General features: G+C 57.1%; 13 protein-coding genes. 5 read left to right on the forward strand and 8 right to left on the reverse strand.

Translation table 11 applies throughout. From position 1 onward, the window contains the following. Positions 1-34: 34 nt before the first annotated feature. Complete coding sequence (locus ETAA8_RS16670) at positions 35-640, reverse strand: histidine phosphatase family protein (RefSeq protein WP_145090550.1); 606 nt, start codon at positions 638-640, stop codon at positions 35-37. Between the two features lie 321 nt (positions 641-961). Here ETAA8_RS16670 and ETAA8_RS16675 point away from each other — a divergent pair, with 321 nt between their 5' ends. From ETAA8_RS16675 to ETAA8_RS16685, 3 genes are all read left to right on the forward strand, one after another. Further along, entirely contained in the window at positions 962-2257 is a 1296-nt protein-coding gene (locus ETAA8_RS16675; protein WP_145090553.1) for a Gfo/Idh/MocA family protein, read from the forward strand. Between the two features lie 71 nt (positions 2258-2328). Beyond that, on the forward strand, positions 2329-4455 hold the full coding sequence (locus ETAA8_RS16680; protein ID WP_202921890.1) for a HEAT repeat domain-containing protein: 2127 nt from the start codon (positions 2329-2331) through the stop codon (positions 4453-4455). A gap of 437 nt (positions 4456-4892) precedes the next feature. Further along, positions 4893-10070, forward strand: a complete 5178-nt coding sequence (locus ETAA8_RS16685; RefSeq protein WP_145090559.1) for an NHL repeat-containing protein — start codon at positions 4893-4895, stop codon at positions 10068-10070. Here ETAA8_RS16685 and ETAA8_RS16690 read toward each other — a convergent pair. Continuing rightward, positions 10061-10465 (reverse strand): DUF1398 domain-containing protein, encoded by a 405-nt coding sequence (locus ETAA8_RS16690; protein ID WP_145090562.1) that lies wholly within the window; start codon positions 10463-10465, stop codon positions 10061-10063. The genes ETAA8_RS16685 and ETAA8_RS16690 overlap by 10 nt on opposite strands. 31 nt (positions 10466-10496) lie before the next feature. Further along, positions 10497-10958, reverse strand: coding sequence for a MarR family winged helix-turn-helix transcriptional regulator (locus ETAA8_RS16695; RefSeq protein WP_145090565.1), 462 nt, complete (start codon positions 10956-10958; stop codon positions 10497-10499). Between the two features lie 248 nt (positions 10959-11206). Between ETAA8_RS16695 and ETAA8_RS16700 the strand changes: the two genes are divergently transcribed. Continuing rightward, a complete protein-coding gene (locus ETAA8_RS16700; RefSeq protein ID WP_145090568.1) occupies positions 11207-12283 on the forward strand; it encodes a YcjF family protein in 1077 nt (358 codons plus the stop codon). A 41-nt stretch (positions 12284-12324) separates the two neighbouring features. On the opposite strand, the gene ETAA8_RS16705 is transcribed toward ETAA8_RS16700, so the two are convergent. After that, entirely contained in the window at positions 12325-14502 is a 2178-nt protein-coding gene (locus ETAA8_RS16705) for a Tex family protein (protein ID WP_238397785.1), read from the reverse strand. Positions 14503-15147: 645 nt separating this feature from the next. Between ETAA8_RS16705 and ETAA8_RS16710 the strand changes: the two genes are divergently transcribed. Beyond that, on the forward strand, positions 15148-15966 hold the full coding sequence (locus ETAA8_RS16710; protein ID WP_145090570.1) for a DUF6585 family protein: 819 nt from the start codon (positions 15148-15150) through the stop codon (positions 15964-15966). Between the two features lie 35 nt (positions 15967-16001). On the opposite strand, the gene ETAA8_RS16715 is transcribed toward ETAA8_RS16710, so the two are convergent. The 4 genes from ETAA8_RS16715 to ETAA8_RS16730 all read right to left on the reverse strand — a co-directional run bounded on the left by ETAA8_RS16715 (position 16002) and on the right by ETAA8_RS16730 (position 20854). Beyond that, positions 16002-17408 carry an MATE family efflux transporter gene (locus ETAA8_RS16715; protein ID WP_145090573.1) on the reverse strand — a complete coding sequence of 469 codons (1407 nt, stop codon included), beginning with the start codon at positions 17406-17408 and terminating at the stop codon, positions 16002-16004. Continuing rightward, positions 17405-18157, reverse strand: coding sequence for a class I SAM-dependent methyltransferase (locus tag ETAA8_RS16720; protein ID WP_145090576.1), 753 nt, complete (start codon positions 18155-18157; stop codon positions 17405-17407). The genes ETAA8_RS16715 and ETAA8_RS16720 overlap by 4 nt, the downstream gene beginning before the upstream one ends. Positions 18158-18167: 10 nt before the next feature. Next, positions 18168-19145: a CAF17-like 4Fe-4S cluster assembly/insertion protein YgfZ gene (ygfZ, locus tag ETAA8_RS16725; RefSeq protein ID WP_145090579.1), complete on the reverse strand. Its 978-nt coding sequence runs from the start codon at positions 19143-19145 to the stop codon at positions 18168-18170. Positions 19146-19363: 218 nt separating this feature from the next. After that, entirely contained in the window at positions 19364-20854 is a 1491-nt protein-coding gene (locus ETAA8_RS16730) for a hypothetical protein (protein WP_145090582.1), read from the reverse strand. Positions 20855-21269 lie beyond the last annotated feature (415 nt).

Below are 21269 nucleotides of genomic sequence, written 5' to 3' on the forward strand. Positions count from 1 at the left end.
TCTTGCTCGTTGGAAACTCTCAGGCAACAGCACCTTATTCGTCGCGCTCCGCATGCTTGCGACAGTTCCACAGTCGGAGAACCGGATTTGAATTCGTCCGGTGATATCCGACGATGCTCAGCGAAGCCGTGTCGAGAAACAAACGCGTGGCAGTCTCAGCTGGCCAATCCAGCCAGCGCGTTGTGAACATCTCCATGATGTGACCGCTTGAGAAGAGCAGTACGCACTCATCAAGCGCTCTCAGTCGCGCAACGACTCGCTCTGCTCGAGCGCAAACATCCGCAACGCTCTCACCTCCCGGGCAACCGTCGCGAAAGATTCGCCACTCGGGATTCGACTTGTGAATGTCAGTTCTCGTTAGCCCTTCATACTGGCCATAGTCCCACTCCGCTAAATCGCTGTCGACTTCCGCGATTGCTCCAAACCCAGCCAATTCACACGTCTGACGTGCACGTAGCAGCGGACTGACGAAGACCCGCGAAACGTTCAGTCCCGCGAGCCTTGCGCCGAGTTGGCGTGCATTTCGCTCACCGCGTTCGGTCAGTGGCAGATCGGTCAGCCCAGTATGTTGCCCAGTGAGCGACCAGGCGGTTTCTCCATGCCTTGCCAAGTAAATCAGGGATTCTGGTTCGCTGGACATCAGTTCCTCTACATCAAATGCTCGCTGCCCACTTGTCCGCTACTGCGAGCGGGCAGCAACAAATCATCCGACCATTGTCTTTATACCTGAGCGAAGTTCCTAGCGACGAACAACTCCACGTAGGTCACAAAGCGGTTGTCGTCAGTAACCAGGAGCAAATCGCAGTCAATAAACGGTGGTGCTACTTTCTGCTCGACCGGCCGGAATCAAATCGCCAAATTGACTCCGAACGAGTATGCTGTCGGCACGCGGGCCAGCACGCTCAACACACCGAGCGACACATTTCAGCCAAGCGAACCTCTCTGATCAGGAGTTGCCAACATGTCCCAACGTAAAGTGAATCTCTCGCGCCGCCGCGCCTTGAAAGCAGCCGTAGCGACAGGCGTCGCCTCAATGCTGCCAACGATCATCCCCAGTTCTGCCCTCGGCAGAGACGGTGCCGTCTCCCCCAGCGAACGGATTGTCGTTGGCGGCATTGGGATTGGCAACCGCGGCACTTACGACCTTGGTTGCTTTCTGGAACAGAAAGACGTGCAGTTTACGGCGGTATGTGATGTGAAAGAATCACGCCGTCTGGCGGTGAAGAAGATCGCCGATACAAAGTACGGCAACGCCAGTTGTGATATGTATCGCGACTATCGCGAGTTGCTCGATCGCACCGATATCGACGCCGTGTTGATTGCCACCGGACCTAACTGGCACGGCATGATGGCAATGACCGCCGCCAAGGCCGGCAAAGACATCTACTGCGAAAAACCCTGTACTAAGAATATCGCCGAGAGTTTGATTCTGAGGGATACGATGGCCCGCACCGCGCGCGTGTTTCAAGCGGGCACGCAGCGGCGAAATCTGCCGCACTTCGCCTTCGCCTGCGAGTTGGCCCGCACCGGCAAACTCGGCAAGCTCACCAGGGTCTATGCACATCCAGCTGGCATGAAGGCCGTCATGAGCGCCTGGCTGCCAGCCCAGCCAGAGCCGCAGAAGGAGGTTGTTGACTGGGACACCTACCTGGGGCCAGCGGCATGGCGTCCGTACAACCCGGCGCTCCTTAATGGCTTCAACTTTGAAAAAGGTGGCGGCCTCGTCGGCGCGTTTGGCGGCGGCGGGGTGCTGGAATGGGGCTCGCACTGTGTCGACCTGTGCCAATGGGCCGTGAACGATTGTCCGCCGCCGGTAGAATACAATCCGCCAAAGGATGGCGAACTCGTTTGCCGTTATGTGAACGGCGTCGAGCTAATCTTCCGCGAAAAAGGCTGGATTCCCCTCGGCTCCTGCCCGGTGCGGTTTGAAGGCGAGACGGGCTGGGTAGAAGCTGGCGACAGCGGCAAAATGGTCCTGAGTTCGCCGGCGCTTCTCGCTGGTCGCGAGGTTGAAGAAATCGGTGGTTACCCAGCCACATTTCACGTGCGCGACTTTCTCGACTGCGTGAAATCGCGAGGTAAGCCGAAGGGGAATGCGGAAGCGGCCTGCAATGCCCACATTGCTTGTCACGCAGCAAACGTGGCGATTGCCTTGAATCGTCCGGTGAAATACGACCTGGCCACGAATGCCTTCGTCGACGATGAGCCGGCGAATCGCATGCGCTCCGAAGCTCTCCGCGAGCCGTGGCGATTGTAGGCATAGAGTCAGTTCTTCGTCCGATGCGTCAGCTGTTCACTCTTCTACACATTCAGCTCTGGTTCACTTATATGCATATCAAGTATTTCTATTGCTTAGCCTTACCTCTGCTCTTCGCCTTAACACCCCTGGCTGCCGAGCCAATCAAAGTTTCGGCAGAGAAGGAAATGGAATTGCTCGCGGTTCTCCAGTCCGATGCACCTGCAGCCGACAAAGCACTTGCCTGCAAGAAGTTGGCGATTGATGGTTCCGCCGCTGCTGTTCCCGATCTCGCCAAGCTATTGCCTGACCCGCAACTCCAATCCTGGGCTCGAATCGCACTGGAAGTGATTCCCGGTCCCGAGGCTGACGAGGCCCTGCGAAAAGCAACCCAATCGCTCGAAGGTCGCTTGCTGATCGGCGTCATCAACTCGCTCGGCGTTCGCCGTGACGCCAAGGCTGTTGAATTGTTGACAAAACGCGTGGCAGACAAAGATGTCGAAGTGGCCTCGGCCGCAGCTGTGGCTCTCGGACGCATTGGTGATGCTGCCGCAACCAAGACGCTGCGCGAGGCCCTGGTCAATGCTCCGAAGCCAGTCAATTCCGCCATCGCGGAGGGCCTGATGTTGTGTGCTGAACAGCGGCTCGCTGGAGACAAGGCGGCCGAAGCAATCGAAATCTACGATCAGGTTCGCATCGCCCAAGTTCCCAATCAGCGTTTCCTGGAAGCGACTCGGGGAGCGATACTCGCCCGCAAAGATGAAGGCATCACGCTCCTGATTGAGCAACTGCGATCGCCCGAGAAGCGGCTCTTTCAACTGGCACTAAGCACCGCTCGAGAATTTCCCGGCTCCGCGGTCGATAAGGCCCTCGCCGAGGAAGTGGCCAATCTGAATCCAGATCGCGGAGCCTTGCTGATTGCTGCGATGACCGATCGCCCGAATACCGTCGTGCTCCCTGCGATTGTGAAGGCCGCTGGTACGGGTCCGAAAGAAGTGCGGATTGCAGCGATCACCGCCTTAAGCCGTGTGGGTGACGCGTCCACCGTGTCCGCATTGTTGGAGACCGCACTCGATGGCGACGCTGACCTGGCCGATGCTGCGAAAGCCACGTTGGCAGAGTTGAGTGGCGAGAAAGTGGACTCGCAAATTGCGGCGTTACTACCTGCAGCAACCGGGAAGCAACTCTCACTGTTGATCGAGTTAGTGGGTGCGCGGCGCATCGAAGCGACAGCCGCCTTACTCAAGGCACTCGATAGCAACGAAACCAACGTCCGCACTGCAGCACTCACGGCGCTCGGTGAGACAGTCGACGCTAAAGGCTTGCCGGTGCTCATTGCGCAAGTGGCAACTCCCAAGCGCGCGGAAGATGCAGCCGCTGCCGAGAAAGCACTGAAGGCGGCCAGCATTCGCATGCCAGATCGTGAAGCATGCGCTGCCGAACTGTCGGCAGCGGTCGACAACGCGAAAGCGTTGCCCTTGAAGGTCAAGTTGCTCGAAGTAATTGGTGCAGTCGGCGGCAAGAAGGCGCTCGCTGCGGTGGGAATGGCTGGCAAGAGCAGCGTTCCCGAGTTGCAAGACGTTAGCACCAGGCTGCTCGGCGAATGGACTACCGAAGATGCCGCCCCGGTTCTGCTCGAACTGGCCAAGATGCCTGGCCACAAATACCAGGGTCGCGCTATTAAGGGTTACATTCGTATTGCCCGGCAGTTCGTGCTGCCCGAAGATCTACGAAACGAGATGTGCGCCAAGGCGATGGACGCTGCGAAGCAACCGGGCGACAAGAAGCTGGTACTGGTGGTACTGCAGCGTTACCCCAACGAGTCCACTTTCAAAATGGCGCTCGCCGCGCTGAAAGTTGCCGATCTCAAAGCGGAGGCAACCGGCACAGTCATGTCGATCGCGCAGAGCCTCGCCAGCAAAGGTGTCGACGTGAAGGACCAACTTGCTAACGCCGGCATAGAGAAGGTGAAGGTAGAAATTTTGAAGGCCGAATACGGCGGCGATTCTGGCAAGAAGGATGTAACCGCTATTCTGCAAAGGCAGGCCACAGATCTGCCGCTCATTACGTTGACCGACACTACGTACAACAAGAGCTTCGGTGGCGACCCAGCCCCTGGTAGCGACAAGAGGCTCAAGGTTCAGTACAAGCTCAACGGCAAGCCCGGCGAGGCCACCTTTGCCGAAGGCGCGTTGATCTTGCTGCCAATGCCAAACTAAACATCAGGCAACTTCGTAGCACGGGCATTCGCCGTGCTACCGTCGTGAAGAGTGCGAAGCCGCCTCTCGAAGCTTGACTCGACGTCCCGCAGCGACGCACCGACGTTCGAATAGAGGCTGTCATCGCCAATTGAATCAGCCATTCACAATGGATGGCTTTGATGAGCGCAGCCAAATCTTCCATTTCTTGCCCTTTTTCGGTTTGGCCGCCCAGTTGGCGTAACGAATTCGTTAAATTGTCAATACTCAATAAACAAGCGCACCGCAGTTGGTGCCGTTTTGAACACGCTTCGCCTACTGGGATCAGTTACAGCATGCTGGCAATTCAACAGAGAAGTGTTCTGTGCTTAGGCCTGAGCTTGGCCTTGCTACTTGGCGCGGTCGCAGAGAGCGCCGATGTGGTTTGGGCGCCTGCTTTCACTATCCAAGATGTAGACTTGGCTCAATCATCGATCGAAAACGAGGGAGTGCGAACACCGCTGGAAAAGGCAGCGTTTGACAATATCTTTCAACTTGCCGCGGCGCGAGCGAGTCGTCCGGAGTTGAAGATTGTCGAAGGATGGCAATTAACTCTGGTATTCTCCCGGCCGACACTCGTGGGAACATCGTTGCTCAGTGCCAGTGGGGCTGAGCGTTCGCATTTTGTCGCGCAGCTATTGCGTTCTGAATTCGCAGGCAGTATAGCCCAGGCAAAGCCTTCCGACTGGCAAGAAATATCATCTGTCGAATCGTTCCCCGCAGACTTTCGAACAACAGCGATCCGTGTAAAGGCAAAACGCGACTATCGCGGCAAGTTGAGTTGGCTCGTCGGCAAGACAAAGCTCAGCAATCTCACTCCGGCTGCGGTGGGAAGCGGCGAGCAAGGTCCGTTTGGATCGCACCCCAACTCTATCCCGCTAGGCAGGCACTGGGTCAACACTGGAAAGGATCCTCGCCCAAACGCGCCGAAGCAACTTCAGCGCGGGCCAATCAGCGATGCAACACCATCGTGGTATATCCTCTCGTGGGACGAAGCGCAAACTGTCAGTGCCTTGCTGTTGAGCAGCAATGTCGATGACTTTCGCCTACTCGCTTATCGTGGTCAGGAAGGTTTGAACCCTGCGATTGCACATGCCAGCGCTTGGGCGCGGGTTGATTTCCATAGTCTGCACGAGCAACGGGGCAACGGTGAGCGATTGCACGATCGCTTGCTAACGTTCCCTGCCGTCAAGACAACGGCATTGAAACTCGAAATGACAAGGTGCGATGGCGGAGCAGTAGCCGCAATCGGTCAGATGGCCGCGTTGTCACAGTCCGCACTTTCTGCTCCGCCGTCTGCTTCGCTGGCGGGTAAGCCGATTCCTTATTTGCAGCCCTTTGATGGGCAGGTGGCAATGGTAATTACGAATGCAGAGGGCCGCACGATCCGTAACCTGGTTGCGCAAGTTGATCGAGCGAAGGGACCAAGTGTGGAACATTGGGACCTTAAGGATCATCGCGGCTTTACGGTTCCGCCCGGCAATTACAAGTGGAAGGCAATCACCTCGCCGCCACTGGGCCTCAAATACCAGTTGTCTGTCTATCCGAACGCTCCGCAGTTGTTTCCGGGCCAAACACCGTGGCAAACGGGCGAGTCGGGCGCAAACGGTTGGCTGGCCGATCATGCTCCCATTACTTCCGGAGCAGTCAGTGGTGACAGAGTGTATTTCGGTGCGCCCGGAGTAGAGGCTGGGGTTTGTCTAATTGAATGTGATCTCACGGGCCGAAAGTTGTGGGGCAAGCACAGCTTCGGACCTTTTGTGGGTGTAAGCCGACTTGCCGGCGACAATCGCCACCTTTACATCATTGAACGAGATTCGCTGCATCGCCTCGATCCTTCAACGCACAAAGTTGAACGATTGACCTCGCTGAGTTCCGCCGATCGCAAAGGGGACATTACTGGATTTGCTGCTCATCAAGGGCAAGTCGCCGTGGCGAGAAATTCGCCAGTGCCGTGGTTAGAGAACGCCACCCGCGCCGACATCGTCGATCTCGAACATTGTTTGCCCAAACTTCCTGAGCGTGTTCCCGATCCACTGGGTACGCGTCGGGTGCAACCCAATCCGCGGCGCGATTTTCTGCGATTGCTCCGCCTGACCGGAACGCCTGCCGGGCAAGCCCAAGTGTCGCCCGACAAACGCGAGACAACGTTTCCAATCACAATCGATACTTCGGGTGAAGGTAAGACTCAATACATTCTGCTCGCGTTCAAAGATCCGGTGTTTCTCGGCAGCCTGGTTCTGCCGTGCGTGGGACCCGAATACTTAGTCGACGTAAGCGTACTCAAGCCCACGGCGAAGTATCCACCGAATCCGCAAAATGAAGATGACTGGCAGTCCGCTCCCGTCAAGCCACGAACGGGTTGGACCTGCATTCCGATGCCACCTCAAGTCCGCACGCAAGGGCTGCGGATTCGTGTACGTCGGGCTAAAGATGCCGGTGAAGACAACCTGATCGACAATCTCCTAGCGGAATCGCAGCCGAAGAAAATTGCAATCGAGGAGTTCGATATCGACAAGCCCGCCAGTGGCGGTTCGTCGCCGAAAGTGGATGTCAAGAAAGCAGATAGTTGGTTTGCAAAATTCGAGGGACTCAAACTCTTAAGACGGCGTTTCACTGATGTTACATCCCAAGCCCAGATTCGCGTGAATTCTGGCGAAGTCAATTCAGTCGGCGAATGGGATGCGCAGCGCAAAGCGGCGCTTTCCGCAGAAGATCCTGGCGTCTATGTCATGGAGTGGCCCAGCGCTACCAAACTCGCTGGCCTCGCAATCAAAGAGATTGATGGCGCAGTCACTGAAATCGATGTTTGGGACGAATCGAACGATAGTGGCAGCGTGTCGCTGACGGATTCCCCTGGCTGGCGTCATGTGGCGACGTATGAGCAAGCGCGACGCGATAGTTACGAACCTTCGTACGAACGCAACGACGCTGCCCGCTATCTCGATGGTTATGTCTCGTTCGGCGGCGAAGTAAGTACCAAAGCCGTCCGTCTGCGTGTTGTCTCGCAATGGGCAGACAATGGCTCGCCGCGCGCTACCGCGTCATTGCGCATCGATCAAGGAGGGCGCAGTCTCGATCCGCGCCGCTGCCGCATTGCCGGTGTCGCAGCGCTGCAGTACCTGGGTGATGAGGCAAAGCTCGACACCTTGGCCTATCAGCGACTTGAACTTCGCGATGGTCAAACAGGTCAGGTGGTGCGCGAGTTGCAAGTCACAAATACGAACCCTGAGATCACCGGCACTCCCAGTTCTTTATCGTTTAACGAAGCAGGATCGTTATTCGGCATTCAGAATGGCACAGTAGTTCAGATCGACCAAACGACGGGGGGCGCGAAGACTGTTCTGCCCGATATCGACGGGAAGCGATGCATTGCCCACCGACTTGCAGCCGGTCCAAACAGTTCTCTGCAGGTATACGTGCTGCCCGAACGCGTGATTCACGTTTACGACCAAGCGGGCAAACTACTGCGCACTTTGGGGCACCCGGGTGGACAAGTTCCGGGGCCGTGGGATCCGGAGAAGTTTCACAAGGTTGAGAACATTGTGGTTGATCACCAAGGACAGACTTGGGTCGTGGAGAGCCAGGATGTGCCGCGGCGCATTGTCCAGTATGCAGCCGACGGCAAGTTCGTCCGCGAGTTTTATGGAAACACCCACTACGGCGGTGGTGGTGTGCTCGATCCGGCAGATAAATCACGACTCTTCTACAATCACGTGGAGTTCGCTATCGATTGGCAGACTGGGCACTCTCGCATCAAAAACATGCTTGCCGATCGGATGCCGGAAGATTGCATCCCGATGCGTTACGGCGGCACCACGTATCTGGTGCGGAACCCGCTTTCCTACAATTCCACACAAAGCACGGCAGTCGTCTATCGCTATCTCGAGGAGCAGGGCAAGGCGCAACTGGCGGCAGCCTTTGGAGAGGCAGTAACCTTCGAGCAATTGAAAATGCCCAGCATTCTCAAGCTCTTAGCCGATGGCAAAGTGCTCAAGGACTACACCTTTTTGTGGTCAGATCGCAATGGCGATGGCAAGGTTGATGCCGCCGAAGTCGTCTTCGAACTGAAAGCGAATGACAGTCAGCCACTGCGACTGGGTCGGTTTAACGAAAAGCTCAAATGCTGGGCCGGCAATAGCTACTACCAGCCCAAGCCTGGGAGTCACCTGGAGTTTGAGAAAGTAGCAGCACCTGAGTCGCTCACGGCAACCTACGAATTTTTCAGTGGCGACCTGCTGGCTCAGCGAGCGCCGGCCGAAAACCTTTCCAGCTCACAAAACGACGAACAAGAGACGCGGGGAGTCGACCGCGCAGGCAACCTGCGTTGGCAATATTCGACGTCTCACCCAGGGGTCTCTGGCTTGTTTCTGCCTCCTTGGTCGCCCGGCTACGTTACCAATGAGTTTGGCATCATCGGCCATGCGAAATCACGCGCCGGCGACCTCGGTGAGTTTGTCGTAGTTCACGGCAACAACGGCATGTGGAAAATCTGGACGGCCGACGGTTTACTTGCGGGGCAGATTCTCCGGCATAAATTCGATCCCCGGAGCACCGTTACCTCGACACAGTCCACGGTCAAGCGCGATCAATCCTTCAATGATCTGACTGCGGGCCAGGAGCACTTCCACGGATACTTCACCCAAACTGCCGATGGTCGCGACTACATTGTCTATGGTTTTAATTACATCGGTCTGTGGGAAGTAATTGGACTCGATGACTTCCGGCGAATGAGTGGAGAGCTAGTTGTGACGCCCGAAGAAGTGCGTCAGATCCGCTCTCATCAGGAAGAACTCGCCCGCCGCGAAGTAAAGAGTCAGGCTAAGGTGATGGACTGCTTGCCGATCAATGGAGATGAGATTGTAGAATCTGCAGAAGTAGAAGACGCGCGCCTCTCGCTCGGCTATGATCGCGAACACCTTTACTTGCGCTGGAATGTAACTGGCATGGGCAAGCTGGAAAACTCCGGTGACGACTTCCATCGCTATTTCAAAACAGGTGCTTGCCTCGATTTTCAGTTGGGCGTCGACGAACATGCAAGTCATACAAGGAAGGCACCAGTAGCTGGGGACCTCCGCTTGCTGTTCACCGTCGCCCAGGGTCAACCGCAGGCGGTGCTTTATCAGCCGCGCCTGCCAAACGCCGATCCCAAAGAAGCTTGGGCGACGCGAACAGATGCCGGAGGCACCACTCAATTCGATCGAGTAGTCCGCCTGACGAACGTCAAACTCGACTTCAAGCCCGATCGCATGCAACCGGATCGCTACACCTTCACCGCTGTCATTCCCTTAAAGGAACTCGGTTGGACTCCTCGCGACGGTCAGCACCTACGCTGCGACTGGGGAGTACTGACTAGTGATGACGGGCACACCGTCAAACGTCGCGTGTATTGGAGCAATACCCTCGCGACTGGCACTTCAGATGAAGCTTGGGAAGCTCGGCTCGATCCACATCTGTGGGGAACGCTGGCGGTCGCCACGAAGTCCCGCTCCGATCGCCAGTTTGACCTCTCGTTACCCGATGCCGGTCGCAAACCGACTGCAGGGGCAGATATCCTGGACAACATCCTGAATCAGCCCAAGCCAAATCAAAAGTGAGCCGGAGGAAAATGCTCTACGTGGGATTCGCCGTTGCGTCCGAAGTAGATGACGCGACGGCCAGTGATCTGCACGAAGTATCCCACGCAGCCGGCAGCCATCGTCTTACGGATGAAGGCCAGGTAGGTGTGCTCGTTCCGCTGGCTCTGACGAACGGCGGATTCAACGGCTGCCGGCATAAACTCATCGGCCGTAGGGTTTGTGGGATGGGGCGTGGCGACAACCAGTGAATCGCCATTCGGCTTGTAATAAGTGATTTCCTGGCGGCTATAGTCCGCGTGATAACGCTCCATGCCGATCTGAGTGAGCTTGCCAACGATTTCCGGAAAGGACAACTCACCGGTCAGCGCTCCTCGCGCGCAGACTTGAATCACCTCTGTTTGTTCCGCGTTCATGGATCTTCCTTTGAGATTGTAGCGACATTGTTCAATCGACTGGCAAGTCTTTCCAACCCTGTCGGCGGACGATGTCCCGGAGCAGGCTAATAAGCGAGGTTCTCTCGTCCGCCTTGAGGTGACTAAAGAATTCTCGATCGTTCTCGTCGGCAAGTTTGGCCAAAACCGGCACTAACCGCTTTCCCGCTGCGGTGAGCTCCACTGTTTGATAGCGCTGGTCGCCATCCGTGGTCGATCGCGCTACAAGCTTTTTGTGGCAGAGTCGCTGCATCAGCTTGGAAACAGTTCCCCGGGTCATCCCCACCGCCTCGGCAAGTTGACTTGGATTCGCCGCTCCCGCGTTCAACATTTCCCGCAACAGAACCCATTCGGCAACCGTAACACCGCAAGCCTCAACCTTGCGCGAGAAGGCATGCGAGACGTGGTTCGAGACGTAACGCAGCCAGTATCCCGCGTGGTCCTCCAAGGCACTTATCGACTTCTTTACCGCCATTTCTCCTCCATTAGTTTCCTAGGAAACTATAAAGTCGGGTCACTCGGCAGTCAACCGCGGTATGCAGGGAAACGTTCGCACTACAAAGCGAACTCCCCGTCGAACTCCAGGGACGAAACGTTCCCTGGCAGCGCTGTCACTCAACTATTTTCGAAACAAGCACTTCGGCCGCAGCGATGCTGGCCGGTTGGCTGCTAGGATACGTTTAGATGCCAAGGCTTATGACACCTCGCGGGTAGATTGGTTCTATGGATATGCTCGACTTCGGTGGATTGGCCAAAAATGCCCTGGAAGAAGCGCTGCGTGAGCGGGGGCATGCGAATGTTCTGATTGCCGGGCGAACAGGCGTCGGCAAGAGTACGCTGATTAACAGCGTGTTTCAGGGCAATCTTGCCACCACCGGCCAAGGCAGGCCCGTTACGCAGGACACGCGCGAAATCACCAAAGAGGGAATACCGCTCTCGATCTTCGATACGCGTGGACTGGAGCTGTCGGACTTCTCCAGCACCAAGTCGCTGAAGGCATTCATTACGGAGCGGCGTCGAGATCGCGATGAGAAGAAGCAAATCCATGTCGCGTGGCTTTGTATTGTGGAGGATCTCCGCCGCGTCGAGCAGGCGGAGACAGATCTCACGGCGATGCTCGCCGAGTTCATGCCAGTCGTCGCCGTCATCACCAAGGCCCGGGCGGATAACGGTTTCCGGGCTGAGGTGCAACGACTGCTCCCCGCGGCGAAAAACGTTGTTCGAACTCGCTCCATTCCCGAAACATTTGACGATGGTCACACCTTGCCACCGATGGGACTCGTCGATTTGGTCCAGCTCACGATGGAGTTGTTTCCCGAAGGGCAAAAGCGGGCTTTCGTCGCAGCCCAAAAAGCTGATCTGGCACTCAAGCGGCAACGTTCTCACTTGATCGTGGCGACTACGGCGTCTTCTGCGGCGGGGATTGGCGCAGTACCCGTGCCCTTCGCCGATGCGGCCATGCTTGTGCCAATGCAGATCGCCATGGTGGCCGGCATCACCGCCACCTATGGACTCTCTTTTTCCGATGGCTTTCTCAGCACGCTCGTGGCCAGCATGGTCGGCGGAACGGCAGCCACACTGACGGGGCGGGCAATCGTGGGTGGTCTGTTGAAGTTCATTCCGGGTGTCGGTTCGGTGGTGGGCGGAGCTATCTCGGCAGCTACCGCGGCTGCGGTAACCAGCGCCTTTGGCGAGGCCTACATCGCCGCGCTCGATGCTCTGTTCGCCAAGCACTTGGGCGAACCACCCAGCCAACAAGAAGTTCTGGAAGAGGTTCGGCGGCGCTTTATCGGCAAGTAAAGCTGCTCGGCGGTTCGTGCTCGTTTGAGTGCCTGACATGTTCACATTGCCTGCTTGCGCGAAACGGCAATCCGCTTGCGGTCGAGATCGACTTCGAGCACTTTCACTCGAACGACGTCGCCGACGGCAACGACTTCGCTGGGGTCTTGAACGAACGTATTGGCAAGTTGCGAAACGTGGATGAGCCCATCCTGATGCACGCCAATATCAACGAACGCGCCAAACTTGGTCACGTTGGTAATCACCCCTTCCAAGACCATGCCGACTTTCAAATCTTTCAGTTCGTTGATTCCCTCGGCGAACTTGGCAACTTTGAATTCGCTGCGCGGATCGCGGCCAGGCTTCGCAAGCTCGGCAAGAATATCCTGCACTGTCGGCAAGCCGATCTTCTCATCGACAAAGTCCGCAGCTTGCAGGCGAGTCGCGAGCGCTATGTTGCCGACCAGATCTTTCGTAGTAACGCCCAGCTTGGCCGCCATCTTCTGAACGACGTAGTAACTTTCCGGATGAACGGCCGAGTTGTCGAGCGGCTGATGACCATCGCGAATCCGCAAAAAGCCGGCCGCCTGCTCGAAGGCCTTGCGCCCCAACTTGGGAACCTTGCCCAACTCTGCGCGCGTTTCGAATCGGCCATTGGCATCGCGGAATTCGACAATTTTCTCTGCCAGCTTGGGTCCGATGCCGGCGACATGCGCGAGCAACGACGCACTCGCCAGGTTCACATCGACGCCGACCGAGTTCACACACGACTCGACTTCGCGATCGAGACTCTTGCGCAGTAGGGGCTGGTTCACATCGTGCTGATACTGCCCGACGCCAATCGACTTGGGGTCGATCTTCACGAGCTCGGCGAGGGGATCTTGCAACCGATGGGCAATGCTGATGGCCCCGCGCACGGTGAGATCAAGATCGGGATACTCGCGCGCGGCGAGCTCACTGGCCGAGTAAATCGAAGCACCAGATTCGCTGACCTTTACCTGCGTGATCGGGAGACCATTGTCTTTAATGACACCAGCGACAAACGCTTCGGTCTCGCGCGACGCAGTCCCATTGCCAATCGCAATCAGTTTCGCATCGTACTTGGTGATAAGTGCCAGCAGCGTCTTGCGAGCGCCTGCTAAATCGCTCGTCGGCGGTGTCGGGTAGATGGTGGTGTTCGCAAGGAACTTGCCGGTGCCGTCGACGACCGCGAGTTTACATCCCGTGCGAAAACCAGGGTCAACTCCAATCGTCATCTGCGGTCCTGCGGGGGCGGCCAGCAGTAACTCGCGCAGATTACTGGCAAAAACGGCAATCGCTTCTTCATCGGCTTTACTTTTCAGGTTTTCGAACACGGTCGATTCGATAGCCGGTAGGAGCAGCCGTTCATAACAATCTTCGACCGTCGTCAGCAACTCGGGATAAAACTCAAATTGTCGATTGTGAGCTAGTTCCGGCTTGATGTTTGCCAGCACGAAATCGTCATCTAGCTGCAAGCTCACTTTGAGCAGACCTTCTGCCTCGCCGCGATTCATGGCCAGCAGCCGGTGCGAAGGAACGCGTTTGACGGGCTCGCGATGATCGAAATACATCTCGAACTTGCTCGCATCCGCTTGCTTGCCGCGTTTAACGCTCGAAGCGATCACCCCCTGTTGGCTGGCATGTTCGATCAGCCACTGACGTAGCGGCGGATGCTGCGACCATTGCTCCGCGACAATATCGCACGCCCCTTGCAAAGCGGCTGCCTCATCGGCGACCCCTTTTTCCAGATTGACGTAGGGCTTCAGCACCGCGGCTTTGGAAAGATTCAGTTTCTCTTGCCGCATTAGCAAGTCGGCCAGCGGTTGCAGGCCGCGCTCGCGCGCGGTAGTCGCCCGGGTTCGCCGTTCTGGCTTGAACGGCAGGTATAGCGTCTCGAGCAGTTGCCGGTCAAAGCACGACCGAATCTGCTGTTGCAGTTCAGGTGTGAGTTGGCCTTGCTCGTGAATCGTTCTAAGAATCGTTGTTTTTCGCTGAGCCAGTTCGCGGGCCCTGGCGAGGGCATCTTCGATCTGTCGCAACGCCACTTCATCGAGTCCGCGGGTCGCCTCTTTGCGATAGCGGGCGATAAACGGAATCGTGTTCCCCTCGTCGAGCAGTTCTACTGCCGCACCGATCTGCTCGACATAAACGCGCAGCGCTGTCGCAATCTCGCGGATCGTCTGAGCCAGGTCAAAACATTCAAATGATTTCTCGTCCATGATGCTTCACAGAGGCGGTTTACGCTTCACTTCAACTCTCGCCAATCACTCGTCGTCGGGTTCCCAGTAGCGTCTGCAGCCCGCGAGTTTATCAACACCCCCCTTTTGCGTACATCACAGTTAAGCCGTTCCGCGGCAACGAATTGTGTTCAATTTACGAACTCTGAAATCATCCTCTTTGTTGATAAACCCCGTTGTTGAACCTTGGCGGCGTACCTCGTCGCCAAGAGTGCATTCCAGTACCAATTCACGCTGGCAGGATGAATTTGCTACTTAGCCCGACGCGTCAGCGAGGGAGCTATTCTGATATCGCGTTCCGCTGCGAGGAACGGTTGCATTCGATTTCCCCTCGCTGACGCGTCCGGCTGTTTGCAGTTGCCCCCGCACAAGCAGGTTCCTTCCACCACATTGTCAAAATAGCCAACTAAATTATTACTACTTAGTGAATATGTGTCAATCAAATGTCGCCAAGATTTGCCGTGCTGTTTTGCCCCAGGGGATTCTGGCAAATTGGCAAATCCTTCCTGCGAATTTCGTGGAGACACTCTATCTAGGGGCGACACGCCCCTTTGCACGCTACCATAGTGGGGGTAATCGGATTTCCTGCCAACTTAGCCCTGCCAACCTGCGATGTCGAGAAGTCCCATGCAACCTACGACCGAGTTAGGAAAGAGCCTGTCCAAACACATCAGCTCCAAGGGAGAGTTGATTCGCGCGATCCTCTGGTTCTGCGGGGCACTAGTCCTGGGGATCGGCGGTACGCTGCTCCTTTTGCTGCTCAACTCCCAAGGGAATCGCGGCATGCTCTTGCTGCTGGGGCTGGGAGCGACCGCGCTTGCCGTGGGAACGACCCTCCTGTGGCTGATCCCGGCGTTTCGTCGTTATGGGCAGTTTGTCGAACTGTACGAGCGGGGGATCGTCCTCACGCGCCGCGGCCAACAGCAGTCGCTGGCCTTTACAGACGTGAAGCAAGTGTCGGAAGACATTCAATCGAACCGCCAAACGCCAGGCGCGACAAGCAATACGACGATCGAACTTACGCCCAACACAGGCCCGCCCATCGTGCTGGCTGCGGGTTCTTTTTCGGACTTTGGCATTCTGCGCGACGCGATCCTGACGGGGGTCACCAAGGCGATGATTCCCCGGCTGGTCCAAATCCTTTATCAAGGGGGGAGCGAACGCGTGGGGCTTGTGAATCTGACGCGCGACGGCATCCTGCTTGATAAAACCAAGGGAGGCAAAGGCCTGCTCTTGAATTGGGAGAGTCTCGAAGGGGTCGATCTCGATTCGCAAACGGGGCATGTACTGTTGCAGACGTCCATCGGCGTGATCGACACCCAGGCTTGGATGCAGGCGATTCCACACTGGTTCTTCTTGCCGATCCTGGCCAAAGCAATGCGGCAGCGACTGGCGATGCCGGTGCCAGCTCCTGCAGCACGTAAGGCGTCGCCGCCGAAGGCCTGAGCGCGGCCCCTGCTCAGCTTCAATGTTGCTGAGCTTCAGACGTTCACATGTTGCCACTTGCCGCCGGCAAAGCGAGCCGAAATGAGCACGCTGCGGACGGCGACATCTGCGACCATTGCAATCCAAGCGCCCTGCGCTCCCCAACCGAAGCCAGGAATCTCGAGATCGGAAAAAGGGAGCGGGATCGAGCTGAGCCCTAGCCAGGCAGCACCGGGCAAACGAATGCAGATGAGACCTGCCAGAGTTGTCAGAAAGGGCCAGGTAGTATCGCCAGCGCCGCGCAGTGCGCCACTCGTCACTTGCAGGACGGCGAGGAACGGACAAGAGATGGCGACGATTCTTAGTAGTTCTCCCGTCAGGTGCGTCGTCTTGCCTGGTTCGCGGGCAAAGATCACTGCCAGTTGCTCACCATGGGTAAAGAAGAAGAATCCCGCGGTACACATCGTGGCCATTGCCAGGCCCGTCGCCACGAGCGTGCTACGAACCGCGCGTGCGGGGTTTTGTGCCCCCAGCGATTGTCCACACATGGTGGCCGCCGCAACTTGAAACGCAGAACCGGCCAGATACGACATGGCCTCGATTTGCACACCTAGCCCGTGCGCCGCCTGAGCTGTTTTGCCAAAGCTGTAAATGATGCCGGCATAAATCAGATGGCAGACAATGACCGCCAGCAGATCGAAGCCCGCCGGCAAGCCGATGCGCAGAATGCGCCGCATCGTCGGAATATCAAACTTTTCCCATTGCCAGGCGAGCGCAATGCCGCCGCGCCCGCGCAGCAAGATAACGAGCAGCACCGTAGCGCCGACAATGTGGCCGCACAAAGTCCCGATCGCCAAACCTTCCCAACCCAAATGTGGAAACGGTCCCCAACCGGTAACGAGGGCGGCACTCAGCAGGCAATTCGTCAGGTTTACTAGCACTCGGGCCTGCAAGCCGCTGACAGTATCTCCCGAGCCGCGCAAGCAAGCGGTGGCGATCTGCTCGAACATGATGAATGGCACGGCCCACGCGAGGATGACCAGGTATCGCTCGGCAAGTTCGGCAGTCAGGTCGGTGAAATTCATCGCCCGAATGAACGTCGGTCCGCCCCCAAAGCAGACTGCCATAACCAGCAGCGTAAGGAACAGGCCCAGCAAGATCGCCTGGCGCGTGACGTGCAGTGCTTGCTCACGATTGCCTGCACCGATAAAACGCGCTACGAGTGCCGTCGCCCCGATCCCCACAAACGAGAAGAAACTGGGGATCAACCACATGACGTAAGCGAGCAGGCCCATGGCAGCCAGCGGTTCTTCACCAACCAGAAAGTTGCCCGCCAGATACCAGTCAGTCAGACCGACGAGCAGATTCAACGACTCTTCGGCCAGCACCGGCAGGGCCAGCATCAACACGGGGCGCAGCACGCCGCCGCTGTTCAAGAGAGGTGGAGAGTCCGTGGCGTTCATTTCACGCCACGCAAGATCGACCACAACTCGCAGTGCCAAGGAACATCGGCCCGGCGAAAACCGGCGGCAAGGAAGTAATCAAGTTGGGTTGCGGCCGTTTCGTGGCAATCGTCACCACTGTTTTTCGGCTCGCCAAAGCGGACTACGTTCCGCTCGATCCAGCCTTGCGCAGCGGGATGAAAGCCCGTGGGAATAGCGCCACTTGCCATTCCTGCCCGCATGAACTGGGCCCAGCGCTCCATTGTGGCCTGGTACTCGGCGTCGTCTTCAGGGCGCACTTCGTCCCCATTCAAGAACAGCCCACCTGTTGCAAGTGTGCCTGCAACCTGCTGATAAAGTGCCTGCTTCTCGCCCGGATCGAGATGATGAATGGCCGAAGTGCTGACAAGGGCATTTGGTTGTTGGGCAAGCTTCGCGGGCCAGTCTTCTTGCAACCGACTCACGACAAATTCGACGCGCCCACCAAATGGCGCCAGACGACGTTCGGCGATCGCCAGGAAAGCTTCGGATTGATCGACGATGGTTGCCGTTGCTGCTGGCAATATTTTGAGGATGCGTTCGAGCAGCCGGCCAGATCCGCCACCCAGATCGACAATGTGCAAGGGCTCACTCGTCGGCCGCCCTGCTGCCAGGTCGCCGAGGATGCCGACGATTCCATCTTGCACTTGCACGTAGTACGGATGAATCTGCGGCGCGGCAGCATCGTAGCCTTCTGCGAACGAAGAGGTGTTCCAGCGATACTCGGGCATGAGCTTCCTCTTAGTTTTGAAGCGGCAACGCGATGACTTCGGCTTCCCCACTGGCCAACGTCAGTTTCTTACCCGGCGAGGCATGGATAGTGCGCACATAAGCGAGGGCCAGATCGGCTCCCAGGTTCGGCGAATAGCCAATCGATGTAATTTGCGCCAGCTTTTTCTCACCTTGCAGGATGGTGGCACCAGCAGCCAAGCCATGATTGGCCGGCAACTTCAGGCCGGTGAGGACTCGATTTACGTGGCCAAGTGCATCGAGCCGGGCTATGGTTTCCTGCCCCAGGTAGCAGCCCTTGGTGAAGCTAATAGCCTGGGTATTTCGCTGCACTTCTTGCGGCAGATTCTCTTCGCTGATATCGGTGCCGAATATCGGATAGCCCGCTTCGAGGCGGGCCAATTCAAAAGCTGCTTCGCTGCACACTTTCGCACCGGCAGCGACAATTGCCCGCTGAACGACTTCGCGCGCGGTCGCTGGCACACTGAACAGAAAATTGGGAACGCGGAGCAAATCGACCGTACGCAGCGAGACTTCTTCTCCCCCGATGCTTACCTTCGCATGGCTCAGCCGCTCCGCCGCGGGAGCGATGTTTAGTTTTTGCAGTACAGCGGCGGAAGTCGGCCCCGCCAACAAAAACTCCGCGTGATCGGTCGATAGGTCGCGGAACTCGACTCGTTCGGAAATGACAAACCGATCGAGATGCACAATGAGTTTCTCGGCTTGCCCCGGCGCACCATCGAGCAGCAGACGGTCGGCATCGCAAAAGACGAGCACATGCCCGGCAACTTTTCCTTGGTGGTTGGTAATGAACGCTTCGCAGCCCATGCCTGTCTGCAGCTTCTTAATGTCGCCGGTGCAGAAGGCTTGCAGGAAAGTGGCTCGATCTTCGCCACTGAGCGCTAGCTGAGTTCGAGGCAAGCTGACGAGGCCAGCGCCGGTCGTCAGAATTTGATAATCGGCCAGTTGTTCGGCAGTCGGTGCGGTCATTGCGGAAAATATGCCAAGCGAGTTGCCAGCATCCAGTTCGGGAGAGAATGAATCAGGTTCTCCATTATGGGCCTTGCTACGATGGCGAACAGGCGGGCAGGCAGAACGAATATGGCGAGGCCCATCTGGCGCGCAACAGAGAAGGCCGGGCGATTAGACCGCCCGGCCCTGTTGTGAAGTCAAGTTGTTATTCAGGTCGCTTTCGCAACCTCCATGCATTAACCGAAAGGATCTGCCCCAACAGCCGGAGCGGGTGCGGGAGCAGCCGCTGGTGGCAGGGCCGGAGCAGCACCGCCAGGAGCACCAAGCGGGGCCGGCGCTGGCTTGGCTGGCGTACGACGCTTGAACTCGTTGGCTGCAGCACTCTTACCGAGTTCGACAGTCCGTTCTTCTGGCTTGTAGCCCATCATCGCCATCAACTTTTGAATGTTGATGGTCTCAGTGCCGTACTTGTTCATTTCACCGAGCAGGAAGTTGTACTCGAGCAGGATTCGCTCGCCCGACTTTTCGTTCGGCTTCTCACCGAGCACAAGGTAACGCGTGTTGACCGTCAACGCGCCCACGCGCTTGCCATCGTCTTGCAACTCGGCATCGATGATGCCGCCACTCATCTGAATGATGTTGCGGATTTGCTCGCGATCGCTCAGGCCGTCCTTGTTGATGTCCATAAAACCGACGAGGGCGAAGTGCACCTTCTGCCCCGGCGACCAGGCTGGAGTGAAGATGATGTCGTTCGGCAGAATTGGGTTCGACGCCTTGTCTTCGAGAATGCGGCATTCGGCCAGGTGATCTTCGACGACGCGAACGACCTCAATACGCCCCTTCGGTTCGGCCTGGGCGACGCCGTTTTCATCGTGATCGAACACCGAGAAGGTGGTTTGGCGTTGCAGCCCGTCCTTTTGTCCGAGGTTGATCCAAACCAGGCGTTGGCCTTGGTTGATGAGCGTGACGCGACCGTCCGGAGCTTCGAACCGATTGACGGTCGAGTTCTGCATGTCGATCACTTTCTTCTTCATATTCTCCGAGACTTGCGACAGCTGATTGATCTGCGTCGAGAGCGTCGCGATGTTCTTCGCTGCGTCTTCGCGTTCTTTTTTCAGCGTGGCGTCTTTGGCGTTGATTTGCACCACGAACTTGGCAGCTTCGGCATTGAATGCCGCGCGGTCTTTGTTGAAGGTATCGGTTTGGTTCCCCAGGTCAGCGGTTGCTTTGGTCGCGACAGCTTCGGAAGCAGCCGTTCGGGCCAGTTGAGCATCGATATCGGCCTTGCTCTTGTCCAAGACTCGTTTGGCTTCTGCTTCGGAATCGACCATCGCAACTTGCTTGCTGTTGATAATTCCCAGCAAGTAGGCTGGCAGTGAGCGGTAGTTCAAAGCCGGTTCGCCCGCTTGCGGATGAATGGCCATGTCTTCGTCGAATTGGCGGAGCACCCGGGCGGCTACTTCGTCATCGCCGGCCGGCTTGCCAGCCAGGGCCGTTTCGCGATCGACACCATCGCCCAGCACAAACTGCAATACGGCGGCCCGATAGCTGACCTTGGCCGTGACTGCCTTGGCCGCGATCGCATCTCGCTCGGCCTGCGCCCGCTTGGCCAGATTTTCTTCCGACTGCGCATAGAAGATGTAAGTCGTTACCGCGAGGATGATTGTCAGCACCGCGAAAATGATCACGGCAATCTGCAAACCCTGACTCTCTTTGGACGCAGCCATCTACTTTCTCCTTCAGCCTTGCTGAAATTGTCAGTTTCCCTGCCACCGGCCGCCAAAAGAAAAGAGGTGCGGCCCGCAGCTTTCTGATATGCGTAATTCGCTGGCTCGGGGTTCGTTTATTCCGCAAGCGAATGCTTCGAAATGCCAACCCCTGGCACGCAGCTGCAACACGAACAAGCTGGGACAGATAAAACTGTCTCTTGCAGTCTAAATGGGGTTTCCGCAAGTGTCAACGAAATGCGGATTTAGGCGGCAATCCGCGCGCGAATCTCGAGTGGCACGTTGCCAAAAGGCAACACCTCTCCAAGTCGGCAACGTAAGTGTCCAACAAAGGACCTCATTGTTGAACACCCATTGCTCGGAAACTCGAGAGTTATGCACTTCATTGTTCAATTAAGGCACCCTTAATTGAACA

The organism is Anatilimnocola aggregata (assembly GCF_007747655.1).
Classification (GTDB): domain Bacteria; phylum Planctomycetota; class Planctomycetia; order Pirellulales; family Pirellulaceae; genus Anatilimnocola; species Anatilimnocola aggregata.